The 16,599-nt window shown below is 68.7% G+C and carries 14 protein-coding genes; 3 read left to right on the top strand and 11 right to left on the bottom strand.

Going from position 1 to position 16,599, the window contains the following annotated elements:
- The first annotated feature begins 45 nt into the window (after positions 1-45).
- A complete protein-coding gene (locus B1818_RS08400) occupies positions 46-1,002 on the top strand; it encodes a 5'-3' exonuclease (protein WP_058250584.1) in 957 nt (318 codons plus the stop codon).
- Between the two features lie 70 nt (positions 1,003-1,072).
- Here B1818_RS08400 and B1818_RS08395 read toward each other — a convergent pair whose 3' ends face one another.
- The 11 genes from B1818_RS08395 to dop form a co-directional block, all read right to left on the bottom strand.
- The gene (locus B1818_RS08395) at positions 1,073-1,990 is read right to left on the bottom strand and encodes a DUF4333 domain-containing protein (RefSeq protein ID WP_078112419.1); all 918 of its coding nucleotides are present in this window, start codon (positions 1,988-1,990) and stop codon (positions 1,073-1,075) included.
- A 211-nt stretch (positions 1,991-2,201) separates the two neighbouring features.
- Positions 2,202-5,012: an RNA helicase gene (locus tag B1818_RS08390; RefSeq protein WP_078112418.1), complete on the bottom strand. Its 2,811-nt coding sequence runs from the start codon at positions 5,010-5,012 to the stop codon at positions 2,202-2,204.
- Complete coding sequence (gene tatC / locus B1818_RS08385; RefSeq protein WP_091344258.1) at positions 5,009-5,926, bottom strand: twin-arginine translocase subunit TatC; 918 nt, start codon at positions 5,924-5,926, stop codon at positions 5,009-5,011. The genes B1818_RS08390 and tatC overlap by 4 nt, the downstream gene beginning before the upstream one ends.
- A 93-nt stretch (positions 5,927-6,019) precedes the next feature.
- The gene (gene tatA, locus B1818_RS08380; protein ID WP_058250435.1) at positions 6,020-6,292 is read right to left on the bottom strand and encodes a Sec-independent protein translocase subunit TatA; all 273 of its coding nucleotides are present in this window, start codon (positions 6,290-6,292) and stop codon (positions 6,020-6,022) included.
- 83 nt (positions 6,293-6,375) lie between these two features.
- Positions 6,376-7,347 carry a YafY family protein gene (locus B1818_RS08375; RefSeq protein ID WP_058250434.1) on the bottom strand — a complete coding sequence of 324 codons (972 nt, stop codon included), beginning with the start codon at positions 7,345-7,347 and terminating at the stop codon, positions 6,376-6,378.
- A complete protein-coding gene (locus tag B1818_RS08370; protein WP_078112417.1) occupies positions 7,347-8,339 on the bottom strand; it encodes a YafY family protein in 993 nt (330 codons plus the stop codon). The genes B1818_RS08375 and B1818_RS08370 overlap by 1 nt, the downstream gene beginning before the upstream one ends.
- A 68-nt stretch (positions 8,340-8,407) precedes the next feature.
- A complete protein-coding gene (gene pafA / locus B1818_RS08365) occupies positions 8,408-9,766 on the bottom strand; it encodes a Pup--protein ligase (protein ID WP_004019052.1) in 1,359 nt (452 codons plus the stop codon).
- A 75-nt stretch (positions 9,767-9,841) separates the two neighbouring features.
- Positions 9,842-10,633: a proteasome subunit alpha gene (gene prcA, locus B1818_RS08360; RefSeq protein ID WP_078112416.1), complete on the bottom strand. Its 792-nt coding sequence runs from the start codon at positions 10,631-10,633 to the stop codon at positions 9,842-9,844.
- Positions 10,630-11,511 carry a proteasome subunit beta gene (prcB, locus tag B1818_RS08355; RefSeq protein WP_068970063.1) on the bottom strand — a complete coding sequence of 294 codons (882 nt, stop codon included), beginning with the start codon at positions 11,509-11,511 and terminating at the stop codon, positions 10,630-10,632. Before prcB ends, prcA begins: the two co-directional genes overlap by 4 nt.
- A complete protein-coding gene (locus tag B1818_RS08350) occupies positions 11,508-11,699 on the bottom strand; it encodes a ubiquitin-like protein Pup (RefSeq protein WP_004019064.1) in 192 nt (63 codons plus the stop codon). The genes prcB and B1818_RS08350 overlap by 4 nt, the downstream gene beginning before the upstream one ends.
- A 194-nt stretch (positions 11,700-11,893) precedes the next feature.
- Positions 11,894-13,393, bottom strand: a complete 1,500-nt coding sequence (dop, locus tag B1818_RS08345; RefSeq protein WP_058250430.1) for a depupylase/deamidase Dop — start codon at positions 13,391-13,393, stop codon at positions 11,894-11,896.
- A gap of 67 nt (positions 13,394-13,460) precedes the next feature.
- On the opposite strand from dop, the gene glgP reads away from it, so the two are divergent.
- Both glgP and B1818_RS08335 read left to right on the top strand, forming a co-directional pair.
- Complete coding sequence (gene glgP / locus B1818_RS08340; RefSeq protein WP_078112468.1) at positions 13,461-16,055, top strand: alpha-glucan family phosphorylase; 2,595 nt, start codon at positions 13,461-13,463, stop codon at positions 16,053-16,055.
- A gap of 102 nt (positions 16,056-16,157) precedes the next feature.
- Entirely contained in the window at positions 16,158-16,583 is a 426-nt protein-coding gene (locus tag B1818_RS08335) for a nitroreductase family deazaflavin-dependent oxidoreductase (RefSeq protein ID WP_078112415.1), read from the top strand.
- Positions 16,584-16,599: the final 16 nt, after the last annotated feature.

Here is a 16,599-nt window from a genome sequence, read left to right as displayed (position 1 = left end):
ACTACCGCCGACTCATGACAGAGTGTGGGGGTGACGGATTCGTTGATGCTGCTCGACGGCGCCAGCCTGTGGTTCCGATCGTTCTTCGCGCTGCCGGAGAAGATGACCAGCCCGGATGGGCGCCCGGTCAACGCGGTACGCGGTTTCGTCGACACGATCGCCAATCTCGTGGTGCGCGAACGCCCCACACGCTTGGTGGTGTGCCTCGATCTCGACTGGCGCCCCGAGTTCCGCACCGACCTGATCCCCACCTACAAGGCCCATCGCGTCGCGGTCCCCGACGGCGGGACCGACGTCGAGGGCCGGGACATCGACGTCGAAGAGGTACCCGACACGCTCACCCCGCAGGTCGACATGATCATGGCTGTTCTGTCGGCGGCGGGCATCGCCACCTCGGGCGCCGTCGGTTGTGAGGCCGACGACGTGATCGGCACGCTCGCCTACGACGAGGCGAACGATCCGGTGATCGTGGTCAGCGGTGACCGGGACCTACTGCAGGTGGTCGCCGACGATCCCGTGCCGGTGCGCGTCCTGTACGTCGGCCGCGGTCTGGCGAAGGCCGAGATGATGGGCCCGGTGGAGGTCGCCGAGAAATACGGCGTGCCGGTCGAGCGCGCGGGTATCGGCTACGCGGAGATGTCGATGTTGCGCGGAGATCCCTCGGACGGTCTGCCGGGCGTGGCCGGTATCGGCGAGAAGACCGCGGCGAAACTGATCACCGAGTACGGGAGCCTCGACGCCCTGGAGGCGGCTGCCGCCGACCCGTCGTCATCGGTTCCGACGCGGAGCCGCAAGGCACTGCTCGCCTCGGTCGAGTACCTGCAGGCGGCGCGGACCGTCGTCTCCGTGCGCACCGACGCCGAGACGATCGACAGCGGTTCGGACATCCTCCCGGCCGAGCCCGCCGACCCCGCGGCCCTCGCGGAGCTCGTCGAGGAGCTGGGTATCGGAGCGTCGGTGGGGAGGCTGGCCAAGGCTCTCGGCTGGCCCCAGGCCGGCTGAGGCCGCATGTAGCAGCCGGCTGAGGCCGGACGTGACAGCCTGCTGAGGCCGGACGTCACAGCCGGTCGAGTCAGCTGGGGCGCGAGACCTCGTAGCGGCCGTCGTCGTCGATGAATGTGACGGTGACCTGCTGCTGCTGCCCGCCGACGGTGACCGAGCACGTGAACGATGCTCCGGTCTCCACCCGCTGCCCCGACGGGCACTGGACGTCGGAGACGTCGCTGGCCTGGTAGTCCTCGGTGAGGATCTTCTGCACGCCGTCCTGCGCCGCCTGCTGATCGAGGTTCTTCGGTGCCCATCCGGGGAAGAGGAATGCGGTGATCAGCACGATCGCGGCGATGAGGAGCAGCGCGCCGCCGCCGACGAACATCAGCGTCCGGGCGGTCCTGTTCGACTTCCCGGTCGCCATTCCGCTGAACTGGTCGCCGCCCCCGTATTGGTTCTGCCCGTATTGGTTCTGCCCGTATTGGTTCTGCCCGTATTGGTTCTGGGCGTACGGGTCCTGGCCGGCGGGCTGCTGGCCGTACTGTCCGGGTGCCCCGTACTGACCCGCCCCGTACTGACCCGGTCCCCCGTACTGACCGGCTCCGTATTGCTCGGCGCCATACTGACCGCCGGGCTGCCCGTAGGGCTGACCGGCCGGTTGTCCGTACTGCCCCGGTTGTCCGCCGGGATGACCGACCTGAGTCGGCTGGGACTGAGACGGGGCCGACTGGGGCGGCTGGCCCGTCGGCCCACCCGGCTGCTGGTACGGGTTTTGCTGGTAGGGATTCTGTTGGTACGGATTCTGTTGCGGCTGACCATAACCCGGGTTCTGTGACCCGGGGTTGGCGGAGCCCGGGTTGGGGGCCATGGTGGTCGGGTCGGCCTGCGGGGCGCCCGTCGGAGTTGCGCCGGGGAGGTTCACGATCTCGGTCTTGCCGTCGGGACCGGACTGATCACCGGAGGGATTCGGCTGGGACGGGTTGGGGTTGTACGGGTCGGTCATGAGTCCCTCCCACTCGGCCGTTCACCCGGACGGGTGCCGGCGAACTGTGACGTCGCGGCAGTATCGGGGCAGGACACGCCGACACCGAATGCGGGATGAACGTTACCTCAGCGGCCTGGCACTATCAGCGAACATCGCGCGTGGCCCGGCGTCGCGTCGTCCGGTGAACCGACACCGGCCCACACTCGTCGGCGGAGGTCGACGGCGCGGTTCAGCCGAGCTCGGCGGCGACCACGCCGCGGCGGATGGCCTTGACCGCTGCCCGCGCCGTCCCACCGAGGCGCGTGTCGGAGCCCACGCCGAGTCGGATCTGTTCGAGCAGGTCCACGACCTGCCGGTTCCACCGCACGAAGTCGCCCGGAGAGAGCAGCTGTCCGCGTTCGCCCGCCAGCAACAGGGCCTCGCCGAGCGAACGACCCGACGCCCACGTGGCCACGGCGACCGAGAAACCGGTGTCGGGTTCGCGTGTCGGACTGACCCGATGACGCTGCTCGACCGCGGTGACCCGCGACCAGATCTCGACGGTCGCGGCCATCGCCGCACGCATCGAGCTGCTGCCGGGCAGGGCGTCGACCCCGCTGTAACTGTCGCGCCGGCTCTCGTAGACGAGTGCGGCGACGACCGCGGCGAGGTCGGGGGGTGACAACTCGTCCCAGACCCCGGCTCGGATGCACTCGGTCACGACCAGGTCGCTCTCGCTGTAGATACGGCCGAGCAGCTTGCCCGAATCGGTCACCATCATCGTGTGCCCGGTGGACTCGGTCGACTCGGCGACGCGCTCGAGATATCCCAGCTCGCTGAGGACGCCGACGATGTGATCGAAGGTGACCCCGAGGGTGGACGTCCGCTCCCCGATGCTGCGCTCGGCGTTGACGATGTCGCGCACCAGCCGGTTACGGCGTTCGGCGAGCCGGAACAGCTCGTCACCGTTGGACAGCTGATGTGCCGGATGCGCGCGCAGGGTTCGCCGAAGGTTCGCGAGTTCGGTGTCGTCGGCGGCGTCGGCGCGCTTCTTCTGACGTCCGCGCGGCATCTCGATGCCGGTCGATCGCAACGCCGACGCCAGGTCGCGGCGACCGCGCCCGGTGCGTCGGTCGGCGTTCTTCGGCATCCGCATGTTGCCCAGCACCTCGGGCGGGTTGACGAAGTCGCGGGTACCGACGCGTCCGCACCAGGCGTCCTCGGTCAGTACGAGCGGCTTCGGATCCTGTGCTTGCGTGGCCGGTTCGATGATGACAGCCAGACCGCGGTGCCGGCCGACGGGTACGCCGATGACATGACCGCGTTTGAGTGCGGCCAGGTCAGCGGTGATGGCGTCGTGTGTATTGACCCGCTTGCGGTACTTCAGATCTCGTTCACGGCGGCGGATGTCCTCGCGCAAAGTGATGTAACCCAGGAAGCCCGCGTACGGACCGTCGTCCGAATCCGATTCGGCGCCAACGGGTTCCAGTCCCCGCGCCTGCGCTGCGCGGGCCAGTTCGCCGTCGAGCTTGCGCAACGCCCGTTGCGCCTCGTCCAGCTTTCGCGCCTGACCGACGACCGATCGATCGGCCTGGAACTGGGCGAACGACCGATGGAGCAGCTCACGCGCGCCGTCCAGGCCCAATCGGCCGAGCAGGTTGACCGCCATGTTGTATTCCGGGGAGAACGAACTCCGCAGCGGGAACGTCCGCGCGCCGGCGAGGCCGGCGACCTCCTCCGGAACCACCTCGGGTGTCCACACCACGACGGCGTGACCCTCGACGTCGATCCCGCGACGGCCGGCGCGACCGGTCAGCTGCGTGAACTCGCCGGGCGTCAGGTCGACGTGCGATTCGCCGTTGTACTTCACGAGACGCTCGAGAACCACCGAGCGAGCGGGCATGTTGATGCCGAGCGCGAGCGTCTCGGTGGCGAACACCATCCGGACCAGTCCGCGCACGAACAGTTCCTCGACCGTGTGCCGGAAGGTCGGGAGCATGCCCGCGTGGTGCGAGGCGAGTCCGCGTCGCAGCCCCTCACGCCATTCGTGCACCCCGAGCACGTCGAGGTCGGCCGGTGCCAATTCGGTGAGATGGCGGTCGACGATCGCGTCGACCTCGCCGATCTCTGCGGGAGTCAGAAGCGAGATCCCGGATCGCAGACACTGCGCCAGGGCGGCATCGCACCCGACACGGGAGAAGATGAAACCGATCGCCGGGAGCAACCCCTCGCGGTCGAGTCGCGTGACGAGGTTCGGCCGGGAGAGCGCGGGTCCCCGCCCGTCGCGCCGACGGGGCGCGCCGCCACGTCCTCGGCCACGGCCGCGCGACGACTCCCGCTCGTCGTCGGCCATCAGGATCCGGTGCCGGATCTGGCGTTTGAGCTCCGGATTGACGCGCGGACGCGTGCCGGCCTTGCGGGCCGGACCGGTGTCGGCCGGATCGAACAGGTCGAACAGTCGCTGCCCGACGAGCATGTGCTGGGACAGCGGCACCGGACGGTGTTCGTCGACGATCACCGAGGTGTCACCACGGACCGTCTGGATCCAGTCGCCGAACTCCTCGGCGTTGCTCACCGTCGCCGACAGACTGACGACCCGCACCGACGGTTCGAGGTGCAAGATCACCTCTTCCCACACCGCCCCGCGGAACCGGTCCGCCAGGAAGTGGACCTCGTCCATGACGACGTGGGACAGACCGTCCAGTGCCCGTGATTCGGCGTAGATCATGTTGCGGACGACCTCGGTCGTCATGACGACGACCGGGGCATCGGGATTGATCGAACTGTCGCCGGTCAGCAGCCCGACCGACTCGTGCCCGTGGACGGCAACGAGATCGTTGTACTTCTGGTTGCTGAGCGCCTTGATCGGCGTGGTGTAGAAGCACTTCGAGCCACCGGCCAGAGCCAGATGGACGGCGAACTCGCCGACGATGGTCTTACCCGCGCCGGTCGGTGCGCACACCAGCACACCGTGGCCGCCCTCGAGCGCCTCACACGCGCGGCGCTGGAAGTCGTCGAGGCGGAAAGCGAGTCTCGACGTGAACGAGTCGAGTTGGGTCACAGGACGTCGTCGAAGGTCTCGCGTGCCCGCGTCGACGTACGGGTGGCGTTGGCGACCGCGTTCGCCGGCGCCGGGATCGGCGATGCCGGGGCGATCGGTTTCGTCGGCGGCAGTGGGCTGGCCTCGTCATCGGAGAGGCCCGCCCATGCGGGCGCCTTCTTCGCCTTGCGCCGGTCGAAGATCCGCGCGAACTGGATCGCGAACTCGAGCAGCACGGTGAGCGCGAGGGCCAGTGCGAGCATCGTGAACGGATCCTGGCCCGGTGTCGCGATGGCGGCGAAGACGAAGACCGCGAAGATGAGCCCGCGGCGCCAGCTCTTCAACCGGGCGTAGGTCAGCACGCCGACGACGTTCAGCGCGATGATCAGGAGCGGGAGTTCGAAGCTGACGCCGAAGATCACCAGGACATTGAGCATGAAGCCGAAGTACTGGTCACCGGCGAGCGCCGTGACCTGGACCTCGTTGCCGACCGTCAGCAGGAAGTCGAAGGCCTTGGCGACGACCAGATAGGCGAGCACCGCGCCGCTGACGAACAGGGTCGTCGCCATCGCGACGAACATGATGCCGTAGCGACGTTCGTGGGCGTGCAGACCCGGAGTGATGAACTGCCAGATCTGGTAGATCCACACCGGGCAGGCGAGGACCACACCCGCGGTCAGCGCGACCTTCAACCGGAGCATGAACTGGTCGAACGGACCGGTCGCCAGGAGGCGACACGAATCATCCGGTGTCAGCGTCGCGCGTGACGACGCAGGCAGATCGCAGTACGGCCCGCGCAGCACGTCGCCGAGCGACGGGATGCCCAGGAAGCCGTGGCTGTACCAGACGAACCCGAAGATGGTGGTGGCGATGATGGCCAGCAGCGAGATGACCATACGAGTGCGCAACTCGTATAGGTGCTCGACCAACGACATGGTGCCGTCGGGATTGAGTTTTCGCTTGCGTTGCCGCGGGTCGAGGCGTCGGGGAATCGGGAGAGTGCGCACTGGCGATGCTCCGACGCGCCCCTAAGCCGATTTCTTGGCGTCGGCGTCGCGCTGCGTGGCCGGCTGGGTCGAGTCACCAGCGGGCAGCTCGCGTCGCGCCGGATCGGTCGCTGCCGCGTCGGTGGTGGCCTGCGCGTCCTTGTCGTCGTCCTTCTGCATCTCCTTGACCTCGCTCTTGAAGATGCGCAGCGACTGTCCCAGACCACGGGCGGCGTCCGGCAGCTTCTTCGAGCCGAACAGGATCAGCAGCACGATGGCGACGATCGCCCAGTGCCACCATGACGTGAAGCCCATGAGATCACCCTTCAGTTCGGAGCAGACAGTGTCCAATGCTACCCGACACACGCCGAGCCGGAGGGGCCCAGTCGTGGCCGGTCTCAGCGATAACGCCCGCGGGCGGCCTCCGCGGTGTCGGCGACCGCGGCGGCAATCGCCGGGTCATCGACGACCCGCACGGCGCCGGCGAATCCGAGCAGGAACCGGGTGAGCCATTCCGGCGAGCCGTAGACCAACCGGGCGCGGACGGGGAGACCTGGATCGGGCCGGTCCTCGACAGTCTCGAGGGGTTCGAGCGGGTAGTAATCGAGAATCCACAGGTGATCGGCATCGATCTCGATCTCGACGGCCGGAAGGTCGGGGTCCTCGGCGACGAGCACCGACTGATTCGACGCCGCCGCCTCGGCCGGCGGACGGCTCGGCTCGTCGAGGGCGGTCGCGGTGTCGACGCGGTCGAACCGGAACAACCGCACGCCTTCGGCCATCCGGCACCAGGCCTCGAGATAGGTGTGCTGGTCCATGACCTGCAGGCGGATGGGGTCGACCACGCGGTCGGTGACGCTGTCGCGTCCGGCCGAGTAGTAGCGCAGGCGCAATGCCCGCGCTTTCTTGGTGGCCTCGCGGATCGTCGTGTACGTGGGGTTCTCCCCCGACGGCTCGGCGGGTGCGTCGGACGCTCCCGCGACCCCCGGCACCGTCGCACCCACCGCCTGCTCGATCTTGGCGATCGCCCGCCTGGCCGCCGCCACATCGATGACCCCCGGGGTCTCGACCAGCGCCCGCAGTGCGACGAGGAGCGTGCTCGCCTCCACGGTCGTCAGCCGCAGTGGCCGGTCCATGCCCGCGGTGAACCCGACCGTGACGTAACCCTCGCTGAACTCGAGCTCGATCAGGTCGTCGGGGTAATAGCCCGGTAGCCCGCAGACGAAGAGCAGCTCGAGGTCCTTCGTGAGCTGCGCTTGCGTGACCCCGAGTTCGTCGGCGGCCTGAGCAACCGAGATGCCCCGGCGGGCCTGGAAATACGGGACCATCGCCAGCAGTCGGTTGAGTCTCGACGGCGCTGCCGCGGCCATCAGACGCTCACCCCCATCAGACGGTCGAGGCTCGCGATGACGAGCTCGCGCAACTCGGGCGGATCGAGGACGACCGCGTCACGGCCCACACCCAGCACCATCCGTGCCACCGCGGTCAGCGAGTGGATGTCGAGGGTCACGATGTCGCCGGGTTCGCCGTCGAAGTCGGCGGGTTCAGTCGTCGTCGCGGCCCTGCGGAGGCCGAATGCCCGGTCGGCCGCGACCCAGATCCGCGCGACCCGTCCGTCCGAACCTGCAGCGGAATCGACCGCCGCGGAGACGATCTGCTGGAGATCGGTGCCGGCCGGGACCACGACCGCGTCGGCGGCACCGACCGCGGCGACCGTCGTGATCCGCGACAGCCGGAACGTCCGGGTGGCGTCGCGGTCGCGATCGTGGCCGACGACGTACCAGCGGCCGCGGTGGGACACCACTCCCCACGGTTCGACGCGTCGGGTGGTCGGCGCGGCCGCGGCAGACGATCGATGCTGGAACTCGACGGCACGGCGGTCCTGGACCGCGGCGAGCAGGCCGGCGATGACCTCTTCGGAGCCGAGCCATCGTGATGACCCGCCCGAGGTGATCCCCAGATCGTCCTCGGAGCGGACATCGAGCCCGGCGGCCCGGAGCTTGAGGATCGCCGTCTGTGACAGCGTCGAGACCTCGGGGGTGTCCCACAGCGCGGCGGCCATGGCGATCGCCGCGGCCTCGTCGGACTCCAGCGAGATCTCCGGCAACTCGTAGGAGTCGCGGTCGATGCGGTATCCCTCGGCGCCGGCCGCCATCGGCGACCGGCCGGTCACGAGGGGGATCCCGAGATCTCGCAGCTCGTTCTTGTCCCGCTCGAACATCCGGTTGAACGCCTCGTCGGACTGCCCGTCGTCCGGATAGCCCGCGACGTTGCGGCGGATGTAGTCGGCGGTGACGTACTGCCGCGTCCACAGCAGGCAGATCACGAGGTTGAGCAGACGCTCGACTTTGGGGGTTGCCACCGAGTCAGGTTAGAACGTGGCCGTTCACCGCGTGCGGAGGCACGCTGGGTTCGCCGGTGACCCGGCGCTCACATCGAGGCGATGAGGCGATCGACGCGCTCGTCGACACTGCGGAACGGGTCCTTGCACAGCACCGTCCGCTGGGCCTGGTCGTTGAGCTTGAGGTGAACCCAGTCAACGGTGAAGTCACGCCCGGCTTTCTGCGCGGCCGAGATGAAGTCGCCCCGGAGCTTGGCGCGGGTGGTCTGCGGCGGCTCGTTGACCGCGGTCTTGATGGCCTCGTCGGTGGTCGCCCGGGCGACCAGCCCCTTGCGCATCAGGACGTCGAACACGCCGCGGCCGCGTTTGATGTCGTGGAACGCCAGGTCGAGCTGCGCGATCTTCGGATCCGAGAGCTCCATCGAGTACCGGTCCTGGTAGCGCTGGAACAGCTTGCGCTTGATGACCCAGTCGACCTCGGTGTCGACCTTGGCGAAGTCGTCGCTCTCCACGGCGTCGAGCATCCGTCCCCACAGGTCCACGACCATGTCCATCTCGGGGTCTGGTCGGCGGTTGGTGAGGTGCTCGACGGCGCGTGCGTGATACTCGCGCTGGATGTCGAGGGCGCTGGCCTGCCGACCGCCGGCGAGGCGCACCGGGCGTCGCCCCGTCGGGTCATGGCTGACCTCGCGGATGGCGCGGATCGGATTGTCGAGCGCGAAGTCCCGGAACGCGACACCGGCCTCGATCATCTCCAGGACGAGAGCCGCCGAACCGACCTTGAGGAGGGTGGTCATCTCCGACATGTTCGAGTCGCCCACGATGACGTGCAGCCTGCGGTACTTCTCGGCGTCGGCATGCGGCTCGTCGCGTGTGTTGATGATCGGGCGCGACCGGGTGGTCGCCGAGGAGACGCCCTCCCAGATGTGCTCGGCGCGCTGGGACAGGCAGAAGGTCGCGGCCTTGGGGGTCTGCAGCACCTTGCCCGCACCACAGATCAGCTGGCGCGTCACGAGGAACGGCAACAGGACGTCGGAGATGCGGGAGAACTCCCCCGCCCGCACGACGAGATAGTTCTCGTGGCATCCATAGGAGTTGCCGGCCGAGTCGGTGTTGTTCTTGAACAGATAGATGTCGCCGCCGATGCCCTCGTCGGCCAGGCGTTGTTCGGCATCGACGAGCAGGTCCTCGAGAACCAGTTCGCCCGCGCGGTCGTGGTTGATCAGCTGGATGAGGCTGTCGCACTCCGCCGTGGCGTATTCGGGATGCGATCCGACGTCGAGATAGAGGCGAGCGCCGTTCTGCAGGAAGACGTTCGAGGACCGGCCCCACGACACGACCCGGCGGAAGAGGTACCGCGCGACCTCGTCCGGACTCAGGCGGCGGTGGCCGTGGAAGGTGCACGTGACACCGAACTCGGTCTCGATGCCCATGATTCGTCGCTGCACTTGACCAACCCTACTCGCGCGGGCCGCGGCGGACCGGTCGACACGCACCGGCCGCCGCGCGCCGCGGCGTTCTCGTCACTGTTCGGAGGATGGCGTCTCACCAGGGGCTTCGTCCGCCTCGGACGGCATATTCGAGGACTGGGCCGCCGCAGCCTGCGGGAGGAGTCCTTCGACCGTGGACGTCGTGAGGCGCCGGAACGCGCGCCGCGGACGGTTGTGGTCGAGGACGGCGACCTCGAGATCGCCCGCGGCGAGCACCCGGCGTTCGGTCGGGGTCCCGCCACCGTTGTCGGCCGGCGCCGTCAGGGCGGTGACCGCGACGCCGATCGCCCGGCCGAGCTCCATGTCGGGCTCGTAGCTGTCCTTGAGGGCCGCCGCGATCGGTTCGGTCGCCCCGCCCATCACCAGGAAGCGGGTCTCGTCGGTGATCGACCCGTCGTAGGAGATCCGGTACAGCTGCGACCGTTTCGGCTTGCCCGGACGGGCGACCTCGGCGACGCAGAGCTCGACCTCGAACGGCTTCGCCTGCTCGGTGAAGACGCTGCCCAGTGCGTTGGCGTAGGTGTTGGCCAGCGACAGCCCGGACACGTCGGCACGGTCGTAGCTGTAGCCGCGCATGTCCGCGATCTGGATGCCGGCCTTGCGCAGGCTCTCGAACTCGTTGTACTTGCCCACCGCCGCGAAACCGATCCGGTCGTAGATCTCGCTGGTCTTGCGGAGCGTGTTGGACGGGTTCTCCGCGACGAACAGCACACCGTCGGCGAACGTGAGGATCACGACGCTGCGTCCCCGGGCGATGCCCTTGCGAGCGAGCTCCGAGCGATCGCGCATGATCTGCTCGGCACTGGCGTAGTACGGGAAGGTCATCGGGCACCCCCCTCGTGCTCGGCGCTGCGGCGTTCGACGACGGCACGTGCCGCCGCCTCGATGTCGGTCGCGTCCACCTCCCGGGCCCCGTCGGCGCCGACGATGGCGGCCATCGGGAAGATCTTGCGGACCAGATCGGGCCCGCCGGTCGCCGAGTCGTCGTCGGCGGCGTCGTACAACGATTCGACGGCGATCGCGAGCGCCTCGTCGGCGGTCAGATCGGGTCGGTAGAGCTTCTTGAGCGAGGACTTGGCGAACACCGACCCCGAGCCGATGGCGGTGTAGCCACCGAACTCCTCGTGCCGGTCACCCGCGACGTCGAAGCTGAAGATGCGTCCGCGTTCGTTCGGATCGTCGTGGTCGATGTCGTAGCCGACGAGCAGCGGAATGGCCGCCAGACCCTGCAGGGCCGCGCCGAGATTGCCCCGCACCATCGAGGCCAGCCGGCTGACCTTGCCGTCGAGGGTCAGCGGGACGCCTTCGATCTTCTCGTAGTGCTCGAGTTCGACGGTGAACAGCCGGACCATCTCGATCGCGATCCCGGCGGTGCCGGCGATCCCGGCCGCCGAGTACTCGTCGGTGATGTAGACCTTCTTGACGTCGCGCGTGGCGATGAGGTTGCCCATGGTGGCCCGGCGGTCCCCGGCGAGGACGACCCCACCCGGGTATGACACGGCCACGATCGTCGTGCCGTGCGGGATGTCACCGGCGCCGTCGGCGCCGCCGGCGAACGACCCCACCCGGTCGACCTGGGCCTGCGGGAGTTGTTCCGGCGCATGCGTCCGGAGGAATTCGGTGAACGACGAGATGTCGGCGCCGGCGAACGAGCCGGGGCGGAACTGGGACAGCGGGGGCAGTGAACCGAACCTGTCGCTCACTGGCCGCCCTTCTGGACGTAGGCGCGCACGAAGTCCTCGGCGTTCTCCTCCAGCACGTCGTCGATCTCGTCGAGCAGGTCGTCGGTGTCCTCGGCCAGCTTCTCGCGACGTTCCTGTCCGGCGCCGGAATCGGGGCCCACGCCCTCGTCGTCGCCGCCGCCACCACGCTTGGTCTGTTCCTGCGCCATCTGCTGCCTCCTTGAAACCGATCGCCCCTTGGCGGGCTACCGCGGTCGAGGGAGTCGGGATCGGGTGTCGCTGTCGCGGCGGTGATCCGGTGTCTCGACCCTGCGGAATCGTGTGCTCCCACACTACCTGTGGGGACGACAACTGTGGCGGAACGAAGCACATGCCGTCGGAGACGGCGAGGCGCCGCGGCCGGTCAGGTGGTGAGCTGATCCACCAGTTCGGCGGCCGAGTCCACCGAGTCGAGGAGCTTGCCGACGTGCGCCGCGGTGCCGCGTAGCGGTTCGAGGGTGGGGATACGGACCAGCGAGTCCCCGCCCAGATCGAAGATGACCGAGTCCCAGCTCGCCGCCGCGACGTCGGCGCCGAACCGGCGCAGACACTCGCCGCGGAAGTAGGCGCGCGTGTTCCGCGGCGGCTCGCTGATCGCGGCGAGCACGTCGTTCTCGTCGGTCAGCCGCTTCATCGACCCGCGCGCGACGAGCCGGTTGTACAGCCCCTTGTCGAGCCGGACGTCGGAGTACTGCAGGTCGATGAGCTGCAGACGCGGCGCCGACCACGACAGGTTCTCACGCTGGCGGAAGCCCTCCAGGATGCGCAGCTTCGCGGGCCAGTCGAGGATGTCGGCGCACTCCATCGGGTCGCGCTCGAGGCGGTCGAGCACGTCCGCCCACGTCTGCAGGACGTGTGCGGCGCGCTGGTCGTCGGAGTGCTCCTGGTCGTGGAACTTCTGACAACGCTCCAGATACTCCCGCTGCAGAGCGAGGCCGGTGAGCTCGCGACCGTCGGTGAGTGCGACCGTGGCCGTCAGCGACGGGTCGTGACTGATCGTGTGTACGGCCTGCACCGGCCGCGCGAGCTCGATGTCGGAGAAGTCGACCCCGGCCTCGATGAGGTCGAGGACGAGCGCGGTGGTCCCGACCTTCAGGTAGGTCGAGGTCTCGGCGAGGTTGGCGTCGCCGATGATGACGTGGAGTCGCCGGTATCGCTCGGGGTCGGCGTGCGGCTCGTCGCGGGTGTTGATGATGCCCCGCTTGAGCGTGGTCTCCAGCCCGACCTCGACCTCGATGTAGTCCGACCGCTGCGACAGCTGATAACCCGCCTCGTCGCCGGACTGGCCGATACCCACGCGTCCCGAACCGGTGATCACCTGCCGGGACGCGAAGAAGGTCGTGAGCCCGGCGATGACGGCGGTGAACGGGGTCTCCCGCGCCATCAGGTAGTTCTCGTGGGTGCCGTAGGAGGCGCCCTTGCCGTCGATGTTGTTCTTGTACAGCTGCAGTTTCGGAGCGCCCGGGACGCTCGCCACGTGACGAGCCGCGGCCTCCATCACGCGCTCCCCGGCCTTGTCCCAGATGACCGCGTCCATCGGGTCGGTGACCTCGGGTGCGGAGTACTCGGGGTGGGCGTGGTCGACGTACAGCCGCGCCCCGTTGGTGAGGATCATGTTGGCCGCGCCGATCTCGTCGGCGTCGATGATCGGTGCGGGTCCGGCCCCGCGGCCGAGGTCGAAACCTCGGGCGTCGCGAAGCGGTGACTCCACCTCGTAGTCCCAGCGTGTCCGCTTCGCGCGCGGTACACCGGCGGCCGCGGCGTAGGCGAGAACCGCCTGGGTGGACGTCATGATCGGGTTCGCGGTCGGGTCGCCGGGCGCGGAGATTCCGTACTCGACCTCGGTCCCGATGATTCGCTGCATCCTTCGAGGGTAGATGTTCACTTGCCACCGGTCGCAACCACCGCACGTGCTGAGTACGGTCGACGCCGTGAAAGCATTCCGCCGGTTCACCGTTCGAGTGCCGCTGCCCGACCGGATCGCCGACCTCGCGCCGTTGTCGCACAACCTGCGCTGGGCCTGGCACACCCCCACCCAGGAGCTGTTCGCCACCATCGACCCGCGCCTGTGGTCGTCGACCGGCGATCCGGTCCGGGTTCTCGCCGACACCGACCCCACCCGTCTGGTCGAGCTGGCCGACGACGAGGGTTTCGTGGCACGGGTCGCCGAGGCACACGCCGACCTCGAGCAGTATCTCGATGCACCGCAGTGGTTCCAGAGGTATGCGACCGAGTCATCGGGACAGGACGGTTCGGCGCATGACCGGGTGGTGCCCCCGGGAATCGCGTACTTCTCGATGGAGTTCGGTGTCTCCGAGGTCCTGCCGATCTACTCCGGCGGCCTCGGCATCCTCGCCGGTGACCATCTCAAGGCGGCCTCCGACCTCGGGCTGCCGCTGATCGGCGTCGGATTGCTGTACCGCTCCGGTTACTTCCGCCAAGGCCTCGATCACGACGGCTGGCAGATCGAGCGGTATCCCGTGAACGATCCCGCCGACCTGCCCCTCACGCTCCTCGCCCCGGGCGACGGCGCGGAGCCGGTGATCGTCGAGGTCGCGATGCCCGGCGGGGCGACCCTGTCGGCCCAGGTGTGGGTGGCGTCGGTGGGCCGAATCCCGTTGCTGCTCCTCGACTCCGACATCGATCGCAACGATGACGAGCCCGAAGGCGCCGCCCTGCGCGCGGTAACCGACCGGCTCTACGGCGGGGATCAGGAACACCGGATCGCACAGGAGATCCTGCTCGGCATCGGCGGTGTCCGCGCGCTCCGCGAGTACGTCCGGATCACCGGCCGACCCGAGCCGACGGTGTTCCACATGAACGAGGGACACGCGGGCTTCCTCGGCGTGGAACGCATCCGCGAGTTGGTGGCCGGCGGGCTCGACTTCGACACCGCGGAAGCGGTGGTCCGCGCCTCGAACGTGTTCACCACCCACACCCCGGTGCCGGCCGGGATCGACCGTTTCCCCGCCGACCTCGTCGCCCGTTACCTCGACGCCGACTCCGACGGCAAATCCCGCCTGCTGCCCGGGCTGGCCGCGGCGACGGTGGCCGAACTCGGCGACGAGGCGGACCCCGGCGTCTTCAACATGGCGCACATGGGATTTCGGCTCGGGCAACGCAGCAACGGGGTGTCGCAGCTGCACGGTGCGGTGAGTCGGGAGATGTTCGCCGACCTGTGGCCGGGTTTCGACGCCGCCGATGTGCCAATCGGCGCGATCACGAACGGCGTGCACGGACCGACCTGGGTGGCCCCGGCGTGGCGCGACTTCGCCGACGGGGACGAGGACTCCGCGCCCGAGGTGTACGCGGACCTGTCCGACGAGACGATCTGGCGAACACACGAGAAGCTGCGCGAGGAACTAGTCGACGAGGTGCGGCGGCGAGCACTAGCCAGCGGCCTCGACCGCGGCTTCACCCACGCCGAGCTGGCATGGACCGCCGACCTGTTCGACCCGCACGTGCTGACCATCGGATTCGCACGGCGAGCGGCGACCTACAAGCGCCTGACGCTGATGCTCCGCGATCCCGAACGCATGCGCACCATCCTCACCGATCCCGATCGGCCGGTGCAGCTGGTCATCGCGGGCAAGGCCCACCCGGCCGACGAGGGAGGCAAGTCCCTGATCCAGCAGGTCGTCCGGTTCACCGAGGATCCGGAACTGCGCGATCGCATCGTGTTCCTCCCCGACTACGACATCTCGATGGCGCGTTTCATCTACGCCGGTTGCGATGTGTGGCTGAACAATCCGGTCCGTCCCATGGAGGCCTGCGGGACCTCGGGGATGAAATCGGCGCTCAACGGCGGACTCAATCTGTCGATCCTGGACGGCTGGTGGGACGAGATGGCCGACGGCGACAACGGGTGGGCGATCCCGTCCGCGGAGGGGATCACCGACGAACATCGTCGCGACGATCTGGAGGCGCAGGCGCTGTACACGCTCCTCGAGGAGACGGTGATCCCCCTCTTCTATCGCCGGGCGGACGACGGTGTACCCCGCCGGTGGGTGGAGATGATGCGCCACACCCTCACTCGGCTCGGACCGCAGGTACTCGCCTCGCGCATGGTCCGCGACTACACGACCGACCTCTACTGCCCGGCCGCCCGCGCCTACGAGTCCGCATGCGCCGACTCCTACGCGGGGGCACGCGACCTCGCCGTCTATCGGCGCACACTGGAGACCGGATGGTCGTCGGTTCTGGTGGCCGGTGTGGAGGACGAGCGTCGCGTGGACGGACTCTGGATCACCGCCCATGTGGCATTGGGAGACCTCGCGCCCGAGTCGGTCGCGGTGCAGGTCGTGCTCGGCCGGGTCGGCGACGACGGCGAGATCCTGGCACCGACGTTCACCGACATGACCCCCGGTCCCGACCGCGATGCGTCGGGCCGGGTGGTGTTCACCGCACTGGTGCCGCCGTCGGCCTCCGGTCATCTCGGCTACACCGTCCGGGTCCTGCCCCGCCATCCGCAGTTGTCGTCGGAGTCCGAACTCGGGTTCGTACGCTTTCCGGCGACGACCGGTTGACGGATCCCTCCATCCCCGGGGGTGATTCAGGGTCTTCCCGGATGCCGTCGCCGCCCTCGCCACGCCACACTGGTCGAACAGAGCCAGTGACGGGAGGACCGGATGGCCGTGTCGTCGACGGTCGCGAGGACGGCGTCGCAAATCGCTTCGATGCTGGGTGAGCGACGCATGTGGCTGGTGGCGGTGCTCAACAAGCACGTGACCAACCGGATGGTGCTGCTGTGGGCCGGGCGCGTCCCGGGGATGGCGGTCATCGAACACGATGGTCTCCGCAGTGGCCGCCGCTACCGGACGCCGGTCATGGCGCTGGCGTCGGGCCGCGATTTCTGGGTCGTCCTGAACTATGGCGCAGGGTCGGACTGGGTGGCGAACGTGCTCGCGGCGCGGGGGGCCTCGATCCGACACCGCGGTCGTCGATGTCAGATCGGGGACGTCCGCGTGCTGCCGGCGTCGCGGAGCGGCGCACCCCTCCCCGACAGCCTCGACGACGACCGGAAGGTGCTGTGCGCCGTCGTGCGAGACGTCTGACGGAACGGACCGCCCG

The sequence above is a fragment of the Gordonia sp. IITR100 genome, assembly GCF_002009645.1.
GTDB classification, from domain to species: domain Bacteria; phylum Actinomycetota; class Actinomycetes; order Mycobacteriales; family Mycobacteriaceae; genus Gordonia; species Gordonia hongkongensis.
Note: the sequence above shows the minus strand (reverse complement) of the source record. Positions and strands in the feature narration are given on the sequence as shown.